Annotated in this window: 14 protein-coding genes and 1 pseudogene; 10 read left to right on the top strand and 5 right to left on the bottom strand. The window is 72.7% G+C overall.

The genetic code is table 11. The features are described 5' to 3' along the window. The first annotated feature begins 188 nt into the window (after positions 1 to 188). Positions 189 to 1,016, top strand: coding sequence for a helix-turn-helix transcriptional regulator (locus tag QTQ03_RS14505; RefSeq protein WP_289278497.1), 828 nt, complete (start codon positions 189 to 191; stop codon positions 1,014 to 1,016). A gap of 101 nt (positions 1,017 to 1,117) precedes the next feature. Here QTQ03_RS14505 and QTQ03_RS14500 read toward each other — a convergent pair whose 3' ends face one another. Continuing rightward, a complete protein-coding gene (locus QTQ03_RS14500; protein ID WP_289278496.1) occupies positions 1,118 to 1,525 on the bottom strand; it encodes a DUF5319 domain-containing protein in 408 nt (135 codons plus the stop codon). Positions 1,526 to 1,710: 185 nt separating this feature from the next. Here QTQ03_RS14500 and guaB point away from each other — a divergent pair, with 185 nt between their 5' ends. From guaB to guaA, 6 genes are all read left to right on the top strand, one after another. After that, complete coding sequence (gene guaB / locus QTQ03_RS14495) at positions 1,711 to 3,273, top strand: IMP dehydrogenase (protein WP_289278495.1); 1,563 nt, start codon at positions 1,711 to 1,713, stop codon at positions 3,271 to 3,273. Between the two features lie 36 nt (positions 3,274 to 3,309). Next, positions 3,310 to 4,428 (top strand): GuaB3 family IMP dehydrogenase-related protein, encoded by a 1,119-nt coding sequence (locus QTQ03_RS14490; RefSeq protein WP_289278494.1) that lies wholly within the window; start codon positions 3,310 to 3,312, stop codon positions 4,426 to 4,428. 50 nt (positions 4,429 to 4,478) lie between these two features. Then, a complete protein-coding gene (locus QTQ03_RS14485; RefSeq protein WP_289278493.1) occupies positions 4,479 to 5,900 on the top strand; it encodes a M1 family metallopeptidase in 1,422 nt (473 codons plus the stop codon). 104 nt (positions 5,901 to 6,004) lie between these two features. Further along, a complete protein-coding gene (locus tag QTQ03_RS14480) occupies positions 6,005 to 7,465 on the top strand; it encodes a M1 family metallopeptidase (protein ID WP_289278492.1) in 1,461 nt (486 codons plus the stop codon). 154 nt (positions 7,466 to 7,619) lie between these two features. After that, positions 7,620 to 9,314, top strand: a complete 1,695-nt coding sequence (locus QTQ03_RS14475; protein WP_289278491.1) for a GMC family oxidoreductase — start codon at positions 7,620 to 7,622, stop codon at positions 9,312 to 9,314. 113 nt (positions 9,315 to 9,427) lie between these two features. Further along, positions 9,428 to 10,981: a glutamine-hydrolyzing GMP synthase gene (guaA, locus tag QTQ03_RS14470; protein WP_289278490.1), complete on the top strand. Its 1,554-nt coding sequence runs from the start codon at positions 9,428 to 9,430 to the stop codon at positions 10,979 to 10,981. A gap of 7 nt (positions 10,982 to 10,988) precedes the next feature. Here guaA and QTQ03_RS14465 read toward each other — a convergent pair whose 3' ends face one another. Then, positions 10,989 to 11,396: a PspC domain-containing protein gene (locus QTQ03_RS14465; protein WP_289278489.1), complete on the bottom strand. Its 408-nt coding sequence runs from the start codon at positions 11,394 to 11,396 to the stop codon at positions 10,989 to 10,991. A gap of 145 nt (positions 11,397 to 11,541) precedes the next feature. Between QTQ03_RS14465 and QTQ03_RS14460 the strand changes: the two genes are divergently transcribed. From QTQ03_RS14460 to QTQ03_RS14450, 3 genes are all read left to right on the top strand, one after another. After that, positions 11,542 to 12,489, top strand: a complete 948-nt coding sequence (locus QTQ03_RS14460) for an NUDIX hydrolase (protein ID WP_289278488.1) — start codon at positions 11,542 to 11,544, stop codon at positions 12,487 to 12,489. A gap of 105 nt (positions 12,490 to 12,594) precedes the next feature. After that, complete coding sequence (locus QTQ03_RS14455) at positions 12,595 to 13,503, top strand: NUDIX domain-containing protein (protein WP_289278487.1); 909 nt, start codon at positions 12,595 to 12,597, stop codon at positions 13,501 to 13,503. Positions 13,504 to 13,963: 460 nt separating this feature from the next. Continuing rightward, the gene (locus QTQ03_RS14450; protein ID WP_289280831.1) at positions 13,964 to 14,863 is read left to right on the top strand and encodes a CDP-alcohol phosphatidyltransferase family protein; all 900 of its coding nucleotides are present in this window, start codon (positions 13,964 to 13,966) and stop codon (positions 14,861 to 14,863) included. 63 nt (positions 14,864 to 14,926) lie between these two features. Here the strand turns inward: QTQ03_RS14450 and QTQ03_RS14445 are convergent, their stop codons facing one another. From QTQ03_RS14445 to QTQ03_RS14435, 3 genes and pseudogenes are all read right to left on the bottom strand, one after another. After that, entirely contained in the window at positions 14,927 to 16,180 is a 1,254-nt protein-coding gene (locus QTQ03_RS14445) for a phosphatidylserine decarboxylase (protein ID WP_289278486.1), read from the bottom strand. 435 nt (positions 16,181 to 16,615) lie between these two features. Next, positions 16,616 to 16,834 (bottom strand): annotated as a pseudogene (locus QTQ03_RS14440) (hypothetical protein); the annotation flags it as partial. After that, on the bottom strand, positions 16,831 to 18,408 hold the full coding sequence (locus QTQ03_RS14435) for a PspC domain-containing protein (protein ID WP_289278485.1): 1,578 nt from the start codon (positions 18,406 to 18,408) through the stop codon (positions 16,831 to 16,833). The pseudogene QTQ03_RS14440 and the gene QTQ03_RS14435, both read right to left, overlap by 4 nt. Positions 18,409 to 18,486 lie beyond the last annotated feature (78 nt).

Genomic DNA, 18,486 nt, shown 5'->3' with positions numbered 1-18,486 from the left:
GCGCTGGCGCGCCGTGTCCGGCTCGACGTTCCGGTACCCGGGGCGGGTGCGACTCACACGTCTGTGATCCAAACCTTGGACAATCAGCGGCATATGCCCCAACTGTCGGAAAAGTTCGGAAGATTGCCCGGAACCTCCTCCCGAGGTCACCGGCTCATGGTCTGCTCGTTGGCGGAGAGGAGACCACTGTGCGTACGGTTCTCGTGTGCGTTCGGACGCCCTTGGCGGCACAGCACCTGACCTCCGCGGCGGCGCGGCTGGGACTGTCCGGGGCGGTGCGGACCGCGGTCTCCGACCCCGAGGTGATGCTGCGGCTGGCGGAACGTCCCGCCGACGTGGTACTCGCCGACACGGCGCTCACCCGGCCGGACAGTGCCGGGTTCGTCCGGCGGGTCCTTGCCCGGGCGCCGCAGGCCGCGGTGCTGCTCCTCGGCGCCGAGGAGTCCGAGGCGGCCGCGGCGACGATCAGCGCCGGTGCCCGCGGACTCATCCAGGGCACCGACCACGACCTCACCAGCGCGGTGGCGAAAGCCTTGCTGCTGCTCGCGGCCCCCGGGCGAGCCAGCCGGAACCGGATCACCGATCCCGCCCGGGACGCGGCGTCGGTGGGTGGGCCGGCCCGCTCTTCGTCGCCCGGTAGGGCGCCCGCCGACTCGCCGCCGGCCTGGCCGGCCGGGGCCGCCGACGGCACGGGCGGACATCCGGCGATGGTGCCGGTGCAGCGCGGCGACGACCCCGCCGACCCGACCGCCGGGGAAGCGGAGGAGGCGGCTGCGAGCGGTCAGCACACCGCGTCGGCCGCCCGGGAGGGGCGGCCGACGGTCGGGCTGACCGAACGCGAGTTGCAGGTGCTGCTGGGCATGGCGGAGGGCAAGAGCAACGCCGAGATCGGGCGGGAGCTGTTCGTCTCCGAGGACACGGTCAAGACCCACGCCCGGCGTCTGTTCCGCAAGCTCGGCGCGCGCGACCGGGCTCATGCCGTGGCCGCCGGCTTCCGCGCCGGGCTGGTCGCCTGAGCGCCCGCCGCCCGGAGCCGGCCCTCCCGGCGCGATCGACCGTGGTGACCGATCCGGCCGGCCTGATCAGCGGGCCCGGTGATCGGCGTGATCAGGCGGGCTCAGTGATCGGCGCCGGGCTCGTCGTCGGCGTCCTCGCTCAGCGTGTCGTGCACCCCGTCGGCGTAGCCCCGGGCGTAGTCCCAGGTGACGTAGCGATCCGGGTCAGGATCGTACGCCGGCTCGTGTACCCGGGGGCGGCCGGACGTGAGCAGGTGACGCAGGTTCCCGCGGAGTAGATCCCAGTCGAAGTAGTGCGGCTCGCGGCAGTCCTCACATTCGATGACCAGCCCGCGCACCCCGATCGGTGTCAGCAACGCCTGGTAGATCTCCAGATCGGCCAGGTCCTCCAGCACGTCCTGCCGCTCGACGTCGGTCAGTGGGTCGAGTGGCTCGTCGCCGGTGGGATGCAGGCCAGCTGCCGGATCGGCCGGGTCGCCGTTGAACGGGTCGATGGGCTCGTCGTGCACCCCCTCACCGTAGACCCAACATCCCGCCGACGCCCGCCCCCCGGGTGCCGTGTGGCCTGCCCGCCGTCGCGGGGACGGGCCAGGTCACTGGGTACGATGGGACGACGCGCCGTCACCCGGCGTGCGCCGGTGCCCGCCCCGCGCCACCGCGTTGAAGCCCGTCCGAGCAGCTCAGGGGAGCAATCGTGGAAATTTCGCCCAGCACCGCTCAACCGACCGGCGCCGACAACGGCGAGCTGGGTGGTCACCTGCCGGAGCTACCCGCCGGCTCGGCGCGGGTGGTGCCGCTCGGGCTGACCTTCGACGACGTGCTGCTCCAGCCGGGCGAGTCGGACGTGGTGCCCAGCCGGGTCAACACCGTCACCCGGCTGACCCGCAACGTCACGCTCTCCGTTCCGCTGCTGTCCAGCGCGATGGACACGGTGACCGAGGCGCGGATGGCGATCGCCATGGCCCGCCAGGGCGGCATCGGTGTGCTGCACCGCAACCTCTCCGTGGAGGACCAGGCGTTCCAGGTCGACCTGGTGAAGCGCTCGGAGTCCGGTATGATCACCAATCCGGTGACCGCCAGCCCGGACGACACCCTGCAGGACGTCGACTCGCTGTGCGGGCGGTACCGCATCTCCGGTGTGCCGGTGGTGGACGGCGACGGCCAGTTGGTCGGTATCGTCACCAACCGCGACATGCGTTTCGTCTCCGACCCGGCCACCCCGGTTCGCGAGATCATGACCCGTACGCCGCTGGTCACCGCGCCGGTCGGGGTCAGCAAGGACGACGCGCTGAGCCTGCTGCGCCAGCACAAGGTCGAGAAGCTCCCGATCGTCGACCACTCCGGCAAACTGCGCGGGCTCATCACCGTCAAGGACTTCACCAAGAGCGAGCAGTACCCGAACGCCACCAAGGACGCCGCCGGCCGGCTACGGGTGGCCGCGGCGGTCGGTGTCGGCGAAGACGCCTACAAGCGGGCCCGCACCCTGGTCGATGCCGGTGTCGACGTGCTGATCGTGGACACCGCACACGGTCACCAGCGGGCGGTGCTGGAGATGGTCGCCCGAGTCAAGCAGGACACCGGTGTCGACGTCATCGGTGGCAATATCGCCACGTATGCCGGCGCGAAGGCACTGATCGAGGCCGGTGTGGACGGCGTGAAGGTGGGGGTGGGCCCCGGTGCGATCTGCACCACCCGGATCGTGGCCGGGGTCGGCGTACCCCAGATCACCGCGATCATGGAGGCCGCGCGGGCGGCACGGCCGGCCGGTGTTCCGGTCGTCGCCGACGGCGGCGTCCAGTACTCGGGCGACATCGCCAAGGCGCTCGTCGCCGGGGCGGACACCGTCATGCTGGGCAGCCTGCTGGCCGGCTGCGAGGAGAGCCCGGGCGAGCTGATCTTCGTCAACGGCAAGCAGTTCAAGGCGTACCGGGGGATGGGTTCGCTGGGCGCGATGCAGTCCCGGGGCCAGGCGAAGTCGTACTCCAAGGACCGCTACTTCCAGCAGGATGTGACCAGCGACGAGAAGCTGGTCCCGGAGGGCGTCGAGGGCCAGGTGCCCTACCGCGGACCGCTGTCCCGGGTCGCCCACCAGCTGGTCGGTGGGTTGCGGCTGGCGATGGGGTACGCCGGCGCGGAGAGCATCGCCGAGCTGCACCAGCGCGGTCAGCTGATCCGGATCACCGCGGCCGGGCTCAAGGAGAGCCACCCGCACGACATCCAGATGACCGTCGAGTCGCCCAACTACCACACCCGCTGACCTTCCCCACCACCCCCGAACACACCTGGAGAACCCATGCGTGACGTGGTCGAGATCGGGCTGGGCAAGACCGCGCAGCGCGGCTACCACCTGGACGACATCGCGATCGTGCCGAGCCGCCGTACCCGGGATGTCGACGACGTCTCGACGGCCTGGCAGCTCGACGCGTACCAGTTCGGCATCCCCTGCGTCGGGCACCCCTCCGACGCGACGATGAGTCCGTCCTCGGCGGGGCGGCTGGGCCAGCTCGGCGGTCTCGGCGTGCTCAACGTGGAGGGTCTGTGGACCCGCTACGAGAACCCGACGAAGATCCTGGAGGAGCTGTCCGGCCTGGGCGAGGAGGCACGCCACACCAAGCGGCTCCAGGAGGTGTACGCCGAGCCGATCCGCCCCGACCTGATCGCCGAGCGGGTCCGCGAGCTGCGCGCCGGTGGCGGCACGGTGGCTGTGCGGGTTTCCCCGCAGCACACCCTGGCGCTCGCCCCGGTGGTCCTCGACGCCGGTGTCGACATCCTGGTCATCCAGGGCACGATCGTCTCGGCCGAGCACGTCTCCACCACCGACGAGCCGCTGAACCTCAAGGAGTTCATCGCCGACCTCGACCTGCCGGTCGTCGTCGGCGGCTGCACCGACTACAAGACCGCCCTGCACCTGATGCGCACCGGCGCGGCCGGGGTGATCGTCGGCATCGGCGGTGACGACTGGTCCACCACCGAGTCCGTGCTCGGCATCCGGGTACCGATGGCCACCGCGATCGCCGACGCGGCGGCGGCCCGGCGGGACTACCTCGACGAGACCGGCGGCCGGTACGTCCACCTCATCGCCGACGGCGACATGCAGACCTCGGGCGACATCGCCAAGGCTCTCGGCTGCGGTGCGGACGCGGTGATGCTCGGCGAGCCGCTGTCGCTGTGCGCGGAGGCACCGGCCGGTGGCGCGTGGTGGCACTCGGCCGCCAGCCACCCGTCGCTGCCACGGGGCGCGTTCGAGGTGGCCGGGGAGCCGCTCGGCTCGATGGAGCAGCTGCTGTTCGGCCCGGCCGACGACCCGGACGGCCAGCTCAACCTGTTCGGTGGACTGCGCCGGGCGATGGCCAAGTGCGGCTACCGCGACCTCAAGGAGTTCCAGAAGGTCGGTTTGGTCCTGGACCGCTGATCCGCGCCGAGTGGCACCGTACGCACCGGTCGCGCCGATAGGCTCGACCGGTGCGTCGTACCTCAGCCCAGATCCGCCCGGCGCTGGCCGTGGCCGTCGCGGCGGCCCTCGTTCTGGTCGGCTGTACCACCGAGCCGGAGGACCGGGAAGCGCGCGCCGTCTTTCGGGCTGGCAGCGCGGACCTGGCCGACCCGTACGTGCCGGGCAGTGGCAACGGCGGGTACGACGTGGCGGCCTACCGCCTCGCGGTGCGCTACGACCCGGCCTCGGACCGGCTGGCCGGGCGGGCCCGGATCGAGGCGACCGCCACCCACGGTCTGTCCCGGTTCAACCTGGACCTCACCGGCCTCGAGGTGGCGGCGGTGACGGTCGACGGTGGCCCGGCCCGGCACCACCGCGACGGCCACGAGCTGGTGGTGACCCCGGGCAGCGGCATCCCGGCGGGCCGACGGTTCACCGTCGACGTGGAGTACTCCGGCGTCCCGACCGCCCGGTCCGCCGGTCCGCTGGGCAGCGGCGGGTTCCTGCACACCGCCGACGGCGCGATCGCGCTCGGCCAGCCGCACTCGGCCGCCGCCTGGTTCCCGGTCAACGACCACCCCTCGGACAAGGCCACCTACGACATCGAGGCCACCGTTCCGGACGGGCTGGCGGCGCTCAGCAACGGCGTGCCGGAGGAGCGGGTCAGCCGGGACGGCTGGACCACGTGGCGCTGGTCCGAGCGGTCGCCGATGGCGAGCTACCTGGCCACCCTGGTGATCGGGGACTACCGGGTGGAGACCGGCACCCACGCGGGAAAGCCGATCGTCACCGCGGTGCCGGCGAGCCTGCCCGCGACGGGCCCGGAGGCGACGTCGGTGGCCCGCACCGGCGAGATCGCCGACTTCCTCGCCAGCCGGTTCGGGCCGTACCCGTTCGACTCCTACGGCGGGGTGGTGGTCACCGACGACCGGGTGGGGTATGCGCTGGAGACACAGTCCCGGCCGGTCTACGGGCCCAGCTTCTTCCGGAACGGCCGGCTCAACCTGGGCGTGGTGACGCACGAGCTGGCGCACCAGTGGTTCGGCAACAGCGTGACGGTGACCGGCTGGCGGGACATCTGGCTCAACGAGGGCTTCGCCACCTACGCCGAGTGGCTGTGGGAGGAGCACGACGGCGGCCGGTCCGCACAGCGGATCTTCGAGTCGCAGTACGCGATGACCGACTGGTCGCGGCCGACCCTCGACCCGGGTCGGGAGCGACTGTTCGGCACCGCCGTCTACCAGCGCGGGGCGCTGGCCGTGCACGCACTGCGGCGGGTGGTCGGCGACGACACCTTCTTCACGATCCTACGGACCTGGACGGACCAGCGGCGGGGCGGCAACGCCACCACCGACGACCTCGTCGCGCTCGCCGAACGGGTCTCCGAGAAGCCGTTGCGCCCGCTTTTCGACGCCTGGCTGACCGGTACCACCGCTCCCGCCCTGCCGTGACGTCATGAACGGCGGTCGCTACCCTCCTGTCTGCGGCCTTCCACAGCGGGCCGCAGCGATCGGCGGGCGCGCGGCCGGCGGGCCTTCGGGGAAGGGGACTGGTGATGGAACGCGTCCGGGTGGGCATCGGCCTGCTGCTGGCCGGGTCGGTCGGGCTGACCGCCTGTGGTGCGTCCGGGCCGGCGGCGGCGCCGACGCGGTCGCCGAGTCCGACGCCGACGCCGACGCGGGACTTCAAGCCCGGAGCGGCTGGGGTCGGCGATCCGTACTTCCCCGGCTACGGCAACGGCGGGTACGACGTCACGGCGTACACCGTGAAGGTCCGCTACGACCCGGCGACGGACCAGCTGAGCGGGGTGACGACGGTGCGGGGCTCGGCCACGGCCGACCTGTCGTCGTTCAATCTGGACCTGGCCGGGCTGAAGGTCAGCGGCGTGGCCGTCGACGGTGCCGCCGCCAAGCACCGGCAGGAGGAGAACGAGTTGGTGGTGACCCCGGCCGCCGGGCTGGTGGCGGGCAACGGGTTCACCGCCGAGATCACCTACGCGGGGGTACCGAAGCCGTTGAAGAACGAGGTGCTCGGCGGCGGCGACGGCGGCTGGCTGCACACCAGCGACGGGGCGATCGCGGTGGGGCAGCCGGAGTCGGCGAGCACCTGGTTTCCGGTCAACGACCATCCGTCGGACAAGGCGACCTACCAGTTCGAGATCACCGTCCCGGACGGCTTGACCGCGGTCAGCAACGGTGTGCCCGGTGGGAAGAGCAGCGCCGGTGGCTGGACGACCTGGACGTGGGCCGAGAACACCCCGATGGCCAGCTACCTCAGCACGGTGGCGATCGGCACATTTCGTCTGACCCAGGGTGAGCACAGGGGACGCCCCGTGTTCCACGCGGTCACCTCGAAGGTGGCCAAGGGGGCCGCCGACGCGTCGATCGCCAAGACCCTCAAGGTGGCGGACTACCTGGAGAGCGTTTTCGGCCCGTACCCGGTGGAGGCGTACGGTGGCGTGGTGGTCTCCGACGACCGCATCCGGTACGCGCTGGAGACGCAGAGTCGGCCGGTTTACTCCGCCGGCTTCTTCCGGCGGGGCGAGAACACCGGGGTGGTCGCGCACGAACTGGCCCACCAGTGGTTCGGCAACAGCGTGGCGTTGAAGAGGTGGCAGGACATCTGGCTCAACGAGGGACTGTCCTCGTACGCGGAGTGGCTGTGGGCCGAGCACGACGGCGGGCGGACGGCACAGGCGGAGTTCGACGCACGGTACGCCGGCTCGCCCGACCGGGTGTGGCGGACGCCGCCTGGTGAGCCCGGAGTGCGAAACCTGTTCAGCGAGTCGGTGTACAAGCGCGGCGCGATGACGGTGCACGCGCTCCGGATGACCGTCGGCGACCAGGCCTTCTTCGAGATCCTCAAGAGCTGGGCGGCGCAGAAGCGCGACGACAACGCCACCACCGCCGAGTTCGTGGCGTTGGCCGAACGCGTCGCCAGGACCGAGCTGACGTCCCTCTTCGACGCCTGGCTGATGGGCACGACCCGTCCCACCCGCCCCGAACCCCCGCGTTGACCGCGATCCCGCGCTCTCGCTGCCTCAACAGCGGGTGAAACCGCAGGAGGGGGCCCCGAAGCGGCAAGATCGCGGGAATCGGGTCAGCGAGCGGAGTTCGTGACCGTCGACGTTGCCTCTGGCGCGGCGGCTACCCGCCGGTAATGATGCGTTCATGCGGTACGACGTGGTCGTCATCGGGTCCGGCTTCGGCGGCAGCGTCACGGCGCTGCGACTCGCCGAGAAGGGCTACACCGTCGGTGTTCTGGAGGCCGGGCGCCGCTTCGCCGACGATGAGTTCCCGCAGACCTCCTGGCGGGTGCGCCGCTTCCTCTGGGCACCACGGCTCGGCTGCTACGGCCTCCAGCGGATCACCCTGCTGCGGGCGGCTGACCGCCGGGCCGGCGGCGGAGTCATGGTGCTCTCCGGAAGCGGGGTGGGCGGTGGCTCGCTGGTCTACGCGAACACCCTGTACGAACCGCTCGACGCGTTCTACGACGACCCGCAGTGGCGGGACATCACCGATTGGCGCGACGAGCTGGCCCGCCACTACGACCAGGCGAAGCGGATGCTCGGCGTGACCACCTACCCGGTCGTCACCGGGGCGGACCGGGCGATGCGTTCGGTGGCCGACCGGATGGGGGCCGGGCACACCTTCCACGCCACCCCGGTCGGAGTGCACATCGGCCGGCCGGGGCAGCGGGTGCCCGACCCGTACTTCGGCGGGGCCGGCCCGGAGCGCACCGGCTGCACGCACTGCGGCGCCTGCATGACCGGGTGCCGGCTCGGGGCGAAGAACACCCTGGTCAAGAACTACCTCTGGCTCGCCGAGAAGCTCGGTGCCGAGGTGCGCCCGCTGACGACGGTGACCGCCGTCCACCCGGCGCACGGCGGCGGGTACACGGTGCACACCGTCCGCACCGGGTCGTGGCTGCACCCGCGGCGCCAACTGATCCACGCCGACCAGGTGGTCTTCGCGGCTGGCGCGCTGGGCACCCAGCGGCTGCTGCACGGGATGCGGGCCACCGGTGCGTTGCCCCGGCTCTCGGTCCGCCTCGGCGAGCTGACCCGGACCAACTCGGAGGCGATCCTCGGCGCGTCGGTGCCCCGCCGGCAAGCCCGGGCCGCCCGGACCGACTTCACCGAAGGGGTGGCGATCACCAGCTCGTTCCACCCTGATCCGCAGACCCACATCGAGCCGGTCCGCTACGGCCGGGGATCGAACGCGATGGGGTTGCTCCAGTCGCTGCTGGTCGACGGCGGTCCGCGCCGGGTGCGTCGCTGGCTGGCGACCGTCGCGCGGCAGCCGGTCGCGGCGGCCCGGATGCTGTCGGTCCGCGGCTGGTCGGAGCGGACGGTGATCGCCCTGGTCATGCAGTCGGTGGACAACTCGCTGACCACGCGGATGCGGCGTGGGCTGCTCGGCCGGAGGTTGGTCGCCGGCGCCGGCCACGGTGTCCCGAATCCGACCTGGATCCCCGCCGGCAACCAGGCGGTGCGGCTGCTCGCCGAGGAGATCGGCGGGGTGCCGGGCGGGGCGCTGACCGAACCGTTCAACGTCCCGATGACCGCGCACATCCTGGGCGGCGCGGTGATCGGTGCCACTTCCGCTGACGGCGTGGTCGACCCCTGGCACCGGGTGTACGGGCACCCGGGCCTGCACGTGGTCGACGGCGCGGCGGTCTCGGCCAACCTGGGCGTCAACCCGAGCCTCACCATCACCGCCCAGGCCGAGCGCGCCATGTCCTTCTGGCCGAACAGGGGCGACGAGGACCCCCGCCCACCTCTCGGCTCCCCGTACACTCGCCTGTCCGCCGTCCCGCCCCGCCGCCTCGCCGTGCCACCGGACGCCCCCGCCGCCCTGCGGTAGGGACGGGTCCCGTCGTTGACGCCTTCGTAGCGCCGGGGCTTTCCGCACCCGCACCCCGCCACACCGCCGGGTCGGGGCCGAACCCGTGGTGACGGTGGGTAGGCTTGCTGCACATGAGCATGCCTCGCCCCGTCCTGGTGGTGGACTTCGGAGCCCAGTACGCCCAGCTCATCGCGCGCCGGGTGCGCGAGGCGAAGGTCTACTCGGAGATCGTCCCGCACACGATGCCGGTCGCCGAGATGCTGGCGAAGGAGCCGGCCGCGATCATCCTCTCCGGCGGCCCGTCCAGCGTCTACGCGCCCGACGCCCCGCAGATCGACGCCGGAGTGTTCACCGCCGGGGTGCCGGTGTTCGGCATCTGCTACGGCTTCCAGGCGATGGCGGAGGCCCTCGGCGGCACCGTCGCGAAGACCGGCAACCGGGAGTACGGCGGCACCCCGTTGCACCCTCGCGCCGAGGCCGGCGTGCTGCTCCGGGACCTCCCCGACGACCTGCCGGTCTGGATGAGCCACGGCGACTGTGTCACCGAGGCGCCGGCCGGCTTCACGGTCACCGCCGAGTCGGCGGGCGCGCCGGTGGCCGCCTTCGAGGACCTGACCGGCCGCCGCGCGGGCGTGCAGTTCCACCCGGAGGTGGGGCACACCGCGCAGGGCCAGGAGGTGCTGACCCGTTTTCTGTACGACATCGCCGGCATCGAGCCCACCTGGACGCCGGAGAACATCATCGACGAGCAGGTGGCCCGGATTCGCGAGCAGGTAGGCGACAAGGAGGTCATCTGCGGCCTGAGTGGCGGTGTCGACTCCGCTGTCGCCGCGGCTCTGGTGCACCGGGCCGTCGGCGACCAGCTCACCTGTGTCTTCGTCGATCATGGGCTGCTGCGTGCCGGTGAGGCCGAGCAGGTGGAGAAGGACTACGTTGCCGCCACCGGCATCAAGCTGAAGGTGGTCGACGCGGCCGACCGGTTCCTCGGCGCCCTCGCCGGGGTGACCGATCCGGAGCAGAAGCGCAAAATCATCGGTCGGGAGTTCATCCGGGTATTCGAGGCCGCCGCCCGGGAGATCGCCTCCCACGGCGACGTGGAGTTCCTGGTGCAGGGCACCCTCTACCCGGACGTGGTCGAGTCCGGCGGTGGCACCGGCACCGCCAACATCAAGAGCCATCACAACGTTGGTGGGCTCCCGGAGGACCTGAGGTTCGCCCTGGTCGAGCCGTTGCGTGCCCTGTTCAAGGACGAGGTCCGCGCGCTCGGCCGTCAGCTCGGCCTGCCGGAGGCGATGGTCTGGCGGCACCCGTTCCCGGGTCCGGGCCTGGCTATCCGGATCATCGGCGCGGTGGACCGGGAGCGGCTCGGCGTGCTCCGCCGGGCCGACTTCATCGCCCGCCAGGAGCTCAGCGCCGCCGGTCTCGACCGGGGCGTGTGGCAGTTCCCGGTGGTTCTCCTGGCCGACGTGCGCAGCGTGGGCGTGCAGGGTGACGGGCGCAGCTACGGGCATCCGGTGGTGCTGCGCCCGGTCTCCAGCGAGGATGCGATGACCGCCGACTGGTCTCGGCTGCCGTACGACGTGATCGCCCGGATCTCCACCCGGATCACCAACGAGGTCGCCGAGATCAACCGGGTGGTCCTGGATGTGACCAGCAAGCCGCCGGGCACCATCGAGTGGGAGTGAGCCGGGCTCACGACGCCGGCGGCGTCGGCGGTTGAGGCACCGGCCGGGACTCCGGCGTGGGACCGGTGGTCGGCCTGGTCGCTGTCGCCGGCTCGGTGGCGGTGGGGCGTGTCGCCGGCTGGTTGGTCGCGAACGCGGTCGGGTGGGTCGCCGGCTGCGCGGTGGCGGCGGCCGTCGGGTGCGGCCAGGCGGGCGCGCCGGCCGGCTCCTCCGGCATCAGGAACCACATGATCGGGTACGCGAGCAGCGCGAGCCCGCCGGTCAGCAGTCCGGTGACCGCGAAGATCACCCGGACCAGGGTGGGGTCGACGCTGAAGTACCGGCCGACTCCACTGGCCACCCCGGCGACCATCCGGTCGGTGACGGGGCGGCGGAGCTGCTTGTACGGGGGCTGGGGAATACCGGTGGTCGTCATGTCTCCACGGTCTCCGCCCGGCGCCGGATCGACCTCGGTGACCGCCCGGACACCTACCCTGAACCGTCCCTGAGGTGGGAGTCGAGAGTCAGGAATCCGACTCTTCTCGGTGGTGGTAACGCGTTCCGGAGGAGAATTTAGCTCCGTGACCACCATGCTGGAGCCGCTCCGCAGGATCGCGGCATACGCAGTCTGTGCTGATTCAGTCGGCCGGGTGTTGCTGGTCCGCGCGTCGGAGCGCTCCGGCACCCCCGGCACGTGGTCGTTGCCCGGTGGTGCCGTCGACCACGGCGAGGATCCCCACCACACCGTTGTTCGCGAGACCGCGGCCGAGACCGGCCTCTCGGTCAGTGTCGCCGGCCTGAAGGACGTGTTGGCCGACATGCGGGCGTTGCCCGAACGGGGCATTACCATCCATACCGACCGTCTTCTCTACCATGTTTCGGTCCGAGGCGGGACGCTTACCGACCGGGTCGGCCGGCCCACCGACCTGGCCCGGTGGTTCACCCTCGACCAGGTCCGCGAGCTGCCGCTGCGGTCGTTCACGGCTCGTGCCCTGGGATTGCCCGGCGCCTCGGCGGACATCGTCCCCGACGAGCCGCCCGAGTTTCCCTCCTTCTACGCGGTGCCTGGGCCGGACGGCCTGCACCGGGCGCAGCGTTTCGCCGCGTACGCGGTGGTCACCGACCCGGACGGGCGGGTGCTGCTCACCCGGGTCTCCGACGGGTATCCGGGGGCCGGCTGTTGGCACCTGCCCGGCGGCGGCACCGACTACGGCGAGCAGCCGGGCGCCGCCCTGATCCGGGAACTGGTCGAGGAGACCGGGCAGACCGGCCGGCTGGTCGAGCTGCTCGGCGTGGTGAGTCACCGGGACGCCGCCTCGCTCGGCCCGGAGGGGTACCCGATCGACTGGCACGGGGTCCGCGCCTTCTATCGGGTCGTGGTCGACCAGCCCGCCCCACCCACGGTCGTCGACGTGGGCGGTTCGACCTGCGAGGCCCGCTGGTTCGCCCGCGACGAACTCGGCGCTCTACCGACCGATCGTCTGACGGAGGTCACCGCCGAGGCCGTTCAGGCCGCCCGCCTCACGTGACGTCGCCTCGCGCTTCGGTGATCATGGAGTTGTCGTCGGGCGCGCCGGTGTCGACGGCGATAGTTTCGTGATCGACGAAGTGTCGGTGCGGGGGGGAGCGGGTCCGTGGAGCAGCGGCGACGGGTGGCGGCATACGGCGTGCTACGGGACGCGGGCGACCGGGTGCTACTCGCACGCGGGTCGGCTGCCGCGGACTTTCCCGGGGTGTGGTCGCTTCCCGGTGGCGGGATCGAGCACGCCGAGCACCCCGCGTACGCGGTGGTTCGTGCGGTCGCCGAGGAGACCGGGCTGACGGTCGGGGTGGCCGGCCTTCGGGCGGCGGTGGCCGACGTGCTGCCGTACCCGGACCTCGGGGTCGCCCTGCACACCGACCGCCTGGTGTTCGACCTCGCGCCGCTCGGCGGAATGCGGCGCGCCGAGCGGCACGGCAGCGCCGACCTGGCCTGCTGGCTGACTCCCGCCGAAGCGGCGGTCCTGCCCTTGCTGCCGTTCACCGCCGAGGTGCTCGGCCTGCCGGTCACCCCACTGCCGTCGGGGGCACTGCGTCGCCGGGCGCCCTTCGCGCCGGTGTCGGCCGACCGACGGCAGCGCTTCGGCGCATACGGGCTGGTCACCGACCCCGGGGGGCGGATACTGATGTCCCTGATCGCGGACGGCTACCCGGGTGCCGGGCGCTGGCACCTGCCCGGTGGCGGCACCGACCACGGCGAGGCGCCGGAGCCCGCGCTGCTGCGCGAGCTGGTGGAGGAGGCGGGCCAGTTCGGGCGGGTGGTGGAGCTGGTCGGCGTGGACAACCTGCACAACCCTGCGGCGTTCGGGCCGGAGGGACGTCCGCTGGACTGGCACGGCGTGCGGGTGGTCTACCGGGTGGCGGTCGACGAGCCAACCGAACCCCAGGTGACCGAGTTGGCCGGGGGGTCGACGGCGGATGCCGCGTGGTTCCCGGCCGGGCGGCTCGCCGACCTCCCACTTACCGACATCGCATCCCGGGCGATCATGGGCCGTGTCCGCTGAAGCGTCCGCCCCGCCGGGCCGTCCCTGCGGACGGACCCAGTCACCGTGACCTTGCCCGGTGGGCATCAGGGCGGAAACCGGGCACCTGATGGCACTGGGATCGGTCGATGCGACGACGTCGACCAGGTCCGGTACATTCAGGTGAGGGAGTTGGCGCCGAAACGGGCGATGTCATCCGAGGTGGAGGACTTCATCCGAGATGGGAAGAATGGCGTAGTTCGCGCGACTTAAGGGAGATTTAAGTACCGCCGGCAGCTATCGCCAATCCCCGTTCCCCTATGCGATGGTGTACTCCGCAAAGCGGCTGCCGGGCCAGCAAGGCCCGGCACGAGACAGCCGGGCACACGCCGCCGAAGCGGTGAGCCGATCCGGTGATGGAGGAAACGTGCCGAGAGCCCCATGGCGCCGGCGTCGTGTGACTGACAGTCCGCGCCCCGCAGGGCGCCGCTGGGCGGGCCGGCTGCGCCGCAGCAGTACGTTCGCCCGCCAGGTGCTGCTGGTTCGGGTCGGTCGCCGCGACGGCGACCTTCGTGCCGGCACCGATGTGGCGCTCGTCAAACGCAGGTACGCGGACCCCCGGTACGGCCGGTACGCCGAGGTCGAGGCCGTCGTCCCGGTCAGCCCCGCCCCCGCCCCGGCGCCGGTGGCCGACGAGCCGGCCGCGATGTCGATTCCGCTGCTCCCCGGTGAGCGGACCGTCGCCCGCCGGATGAAGTTCGCGGTGGTGAACGCCTGCACCCTCGCCAGCCTGCTGCTGGGCATGCTGGCGATCTTCCTCGCCATGCAGGGCGAGGTTCGGGTGGCGGCCCTTTGTCTGATCGCCTGTGTGGCCTTCGACGGTCTCGACGGCGCCCTGGCCCGCAAGCTCGGCGTGGTCAGCCCGTTCGGCGCGCAGATGGACTCGCTGGCTGACATGTGCTCCTTCGGGCTCGCCGCCCCGGTGGTGGTCTATGCCTCGCTCGCCGGCTCCGTGCCGCCCGCGGCCGCCGCTGTGGCGTGTGCCCTCGTCGCGGCGTGTGCCGCGATCCGGCTTGCCCGGTTCAACGTCTCGCCGAGGGACGGTCGGTTCTTCTGCGGCGTGCCGACCACGATGGCCGCCGCCGTGCTCGCCCTGACGGTCGCCATTGGGCTGCCGGTGTCCGGGCTGGTGTTGGTCGGCGGGGTGGCGCTGCTCGCCTTCGCCATGGTCTCCAGCTTCCCGTACGCGAAACTCGCCCGACTGGTGACGTTGCCGGCGTGGGTCTGGCTGGCCCCGGTGCTGGGCGCGCTGGTCGACATCCGGCTCACTTTCGCCCTGGTCGTGGTGGGCTATCTGCTCAGCGGGCCGGTGCTCTGGCTGCGCCAGCGTCGCGCCGTCTGACACCCGGATCGCCGAAGGGGTGCCACGGATCTCCGTGGCGCCCCTTCGGCCGCGATCCGGAGATCAGCGCCAGCGGGCGATGACGGACGACCCGCCGACCACCGTGTCGCCCGGCCCGACCAGCGGCTCCGCGGCCTCGGCGGGCAGGTAGACGTCGGTACGCGAACCGAACCGGATAAGGCCGAACCGTTCGCCCTTCGCCAGCAGCGCTCCGATCGGCGCCCGCTGCACGATCCGCCGGGCGATCAGCCCGGTCCGCTGGGCCACCACCACCGTGCCGTGAGCCGTGTCCAACACCGTGTACGCGGCCACGTTGTGCTCCGCCTCCGGCTTCATCGCGTTGGCGAAGCCGCCGTCGGCCACGAAGTAGTCGACCACCTTACCGGCCACGGGGGCGCGGTTGACGTGTACGTCGAGCACCGACAGGAAGACCGCGATCCGCAACCACTCGCCCTCGCCGAAGCGCTCGTCGTGCAGCCGTTGCACGGAGAGCACCTGGCCGTCCGCGGCGGCGACCACCGCCGACGGGTCCTCCGGAACGTCCCGTTCCGGGTCGCGGAAGAAGGCAGCCACCGGGGCCGCGGCCAGGGCGGGCAGCAGCCACAGCTTCGACTTCGGCCGGGTCAGCCGGCTCAGCGCCGCCAGACCGAGCGCGACACCCGCGGCAGCCACGCCGTTGGAATCGATGCGCATGGTGCGGGTCAGCGGCACGCTGGACGGCCGGTACGCCGGAGCCAGCCGGTCGGCCGCGGCGGCGTCCACCGGAGTGAAGCGGAGCCGGTGCACCCGCAGCGGCGGGTTGTTGCGCAGCACCAGGTCACTGCCGACGCCGTGCAGCGCGCCCTGGCGGTCCAGCTCGTCGGCGGCGCCGGCGGTGCGGCCCGGGGCGACCGGCGCGGCGACGGTGAGGACCGCACCGCCGGCCAGGTACTTTCCCAGCCCCTCGACGGCGGCGCGGGTCTCTTCGGCGGACCCGGTGAACGGCTCCCCGACGATGGCGACGGCCGCGACCTCAGCCTCGGTCAGGTCGCCGACGACGCGCACCCGCTCCGCCACCCAGCTGCCCTGCGCGGCGACGTGCTCGCGCAGCAGCGTGGCGCTCGCCGACGCGGCCGGCACCACGGTGAGCGTGTCGCCGGGCAGCAGCGCCTCGATCGCCGCGGCGAGCACCGGAGACTCCGGGCTGGCGCCGACCAGGAGAGCGGCTTTCGGGTCGTTGATCCGCGCGAACTCGGCGACGAGGGTCCGGGCGGCGCGCTCGCCGATGCGGACCGGACCGGACCGGCCGGAGGGGCGCACGGCGGGGGACTGGGTCATGTCGGGCGGGCTCCTGACGGGTCGAGGCGACGGTTGCGACGGATCCGGCCGACGGCCGGATCCGGCCGTCGGCCGCGGCCGGACCGGCAGGTGTGGACGGTGGCCTGGTCGGGTTCCACCGGCCAGCATATGCGCCGGCGCGCGGCCGACGCATCGCTGTGGTCAGCGACGGCCGTCACCGGCGGGTGGGCCCGGCGGGCCGTCCCCGGTAACGTCCGCCCGTCGGTCTTCGACGGCGCCGGTGCGGTGGTCGGTGACCGCCCCGGTCGGCCACTCGTCGGCCTCCGTCCGGTCCGCGTTGCCGGTCGCCGGGCCGCCCGACACCGGCGCGGACACGTCCCACTCCTGGTGGCGGGTGTCCGGCCACCGTTCCACGTCCTCCGCCCAGTCGCTCCGCCCGGCCGCGAACTCGGGCTCCGGGCGCCCGGGCTCCGGCCCGGCGGCGCCGTCCGGCCCGGCCGGACGGGTGGAGTTGGCGGCGCGCAGCGCGCCCACCAGCCCGAGCACGCCGGTCAACAGCAGCGCGCCGGCCAGGAACCAGCCGACCGGCGGCAGCACCAACCCGAGCAACCGGGCGACCAACCACCAGCCGGCCAGGCCGACGAAGAGCAGCCCGAACGCCAGGGACACGAGGTCGGTGCGGTGTGCCCTCACCGGGTCACCTCCAGTTCGCCGGCGTTGACGTGGACGAAGAGGCGCAGCTTCCCGCCGCCGGGTCCGTCCGCGCCCAGGTCGGTGGTCTCCAGCAGCGGTCCGTCGAGGCCGCCGCGCTCGCCCGGCGTCCCGGGCCGGCGGCCGAAGACGACGGCGTCACCAGCGTTGACGTCGGCCGTGACGGTCACGTCGACGTCGGGCGGCACCACCACGGTTGCCTCGCCGAAGTTGACCGCGAGGGTGATCTCGGTGTCCCACGTGGTGAAGTCCACCGCACGTAGGTCGAGCACCGCATCGCCGAAGCTGTTCTCGTACCGGGTGGCGAGGTCGGCGTGGCTGGCCGGAGCCCAGGTCACCGCACCGTCCACCCCCCGGATGCGGTCGTAGGAACCGGCGACGGTCGCCACCGCCAGCGCGGCGGCGGTCACCAGGCCGAGGGCGATCAGCCACCGGGCGCGGCCGAACCAGGTGCCGACGAGCAGGCCGAGGCCGACAACGGTCAGAACGGCGGCGAAGTATGCCGACGCGCCGACCGGAAACACGTCCAGCAGATCGAGGACGGCCACCACGCCGAGGGCGAGGAAGATCAGTGAGAAGGTCACCGCACCCAGCGCCGACCGCTCCCGCGGCCGCTTCGGCGGTGCGGCCGGCGGCCTCGGCGGCGGAGTTGATCCGGCGTACGGGCCGTGCGGGGCGAACGCCGGCCGGTATCCGCCCGGGGGTGCAGGTGCGGCCGTGCCGCCCACCCCGCCCCATGCCGTCGACGTCACGCCGCCCACCCCGCCCCAGGCTGCCGGTGCCGTCTCGCCCGGCGACGACAGGGGCAACTCGGCGGTCGGTTCGGCCGCGGTTCCCGGGGGCGCGGGCAGCGGCACGGTCGGCTCAGCCGTTGGCGTAGGGCTGGCCGGACCGGACTGCATGGCCGGGGCGACGGCCGGCGCGGCCGCAGCCGGCCAGGGCACCGCGTAGCCGGCCGGCGCGGGGTAGCTGACCGGTGGGACCGGGCCGGGTGGCGGGGCGACCGGGCCGGGGGGCGCGGCACCGACCGGCGGGCCGGCGGGCCGGTCGCGGTTGAGCAGCAGCGCCCCGCAGACCAGGATGGCCGCGCCCAGCAGCACCGCCCGGAACGCGTCGGTGACGATGAACGCGAAGCTGACCGCCACCAGAATGCTGAGGACGATCACGGTGACCGGGGACATGCTGGACCGCCCCCGGCCCAGCATCGACTCGACCGGGGAGGCGCTGTCGCCCTCGCCGGGGATGATCAGCCAGGCGGAGACATACACCAGGATGCCGATGCCGCCGAAGAAGCCGAGCACCGCCAGCAACACCCGCCACAGCACCGGATCGGTGTTGGTCGCCCGGCCGATCGCCGCGCACACGCCGGCCAGGTAGCGGCCGTCGCGCGGGCGGACCAACCCGTACCGGGAGGTGAAGCTGGCCCCCCCACCCGACGGTGGCGGGAGGGCGGACGACGTGTCGGTCGACGCCCAGGGCGGGGTGCCGTCGGCCGGCGCGGACACCGGGGGCGGCGTCGCCCCGGAGGTCGGGGGCTGGGCGGCTTCCTCGGTCATGTCCCGATTCTGCTCCCCGTGGCACGCCGACGGCTCAGGGAGGAGACCCTGACCCCACCCTGAGATCCAGGTACCCGG

The organism is Micromonospora sp. WMMA1363, assembly GCF_030345795.1.
In the GTDB taxonomy this organism is placed as follows: domain Bacteria; phylum Actinomycetota; class Actinomycetes; order Mycobacteriales; family Micromonosporaceae; genus Micromonospora.
This window is presented reverse-complemented; position numbering and strand designations above follow the sequence as displayed.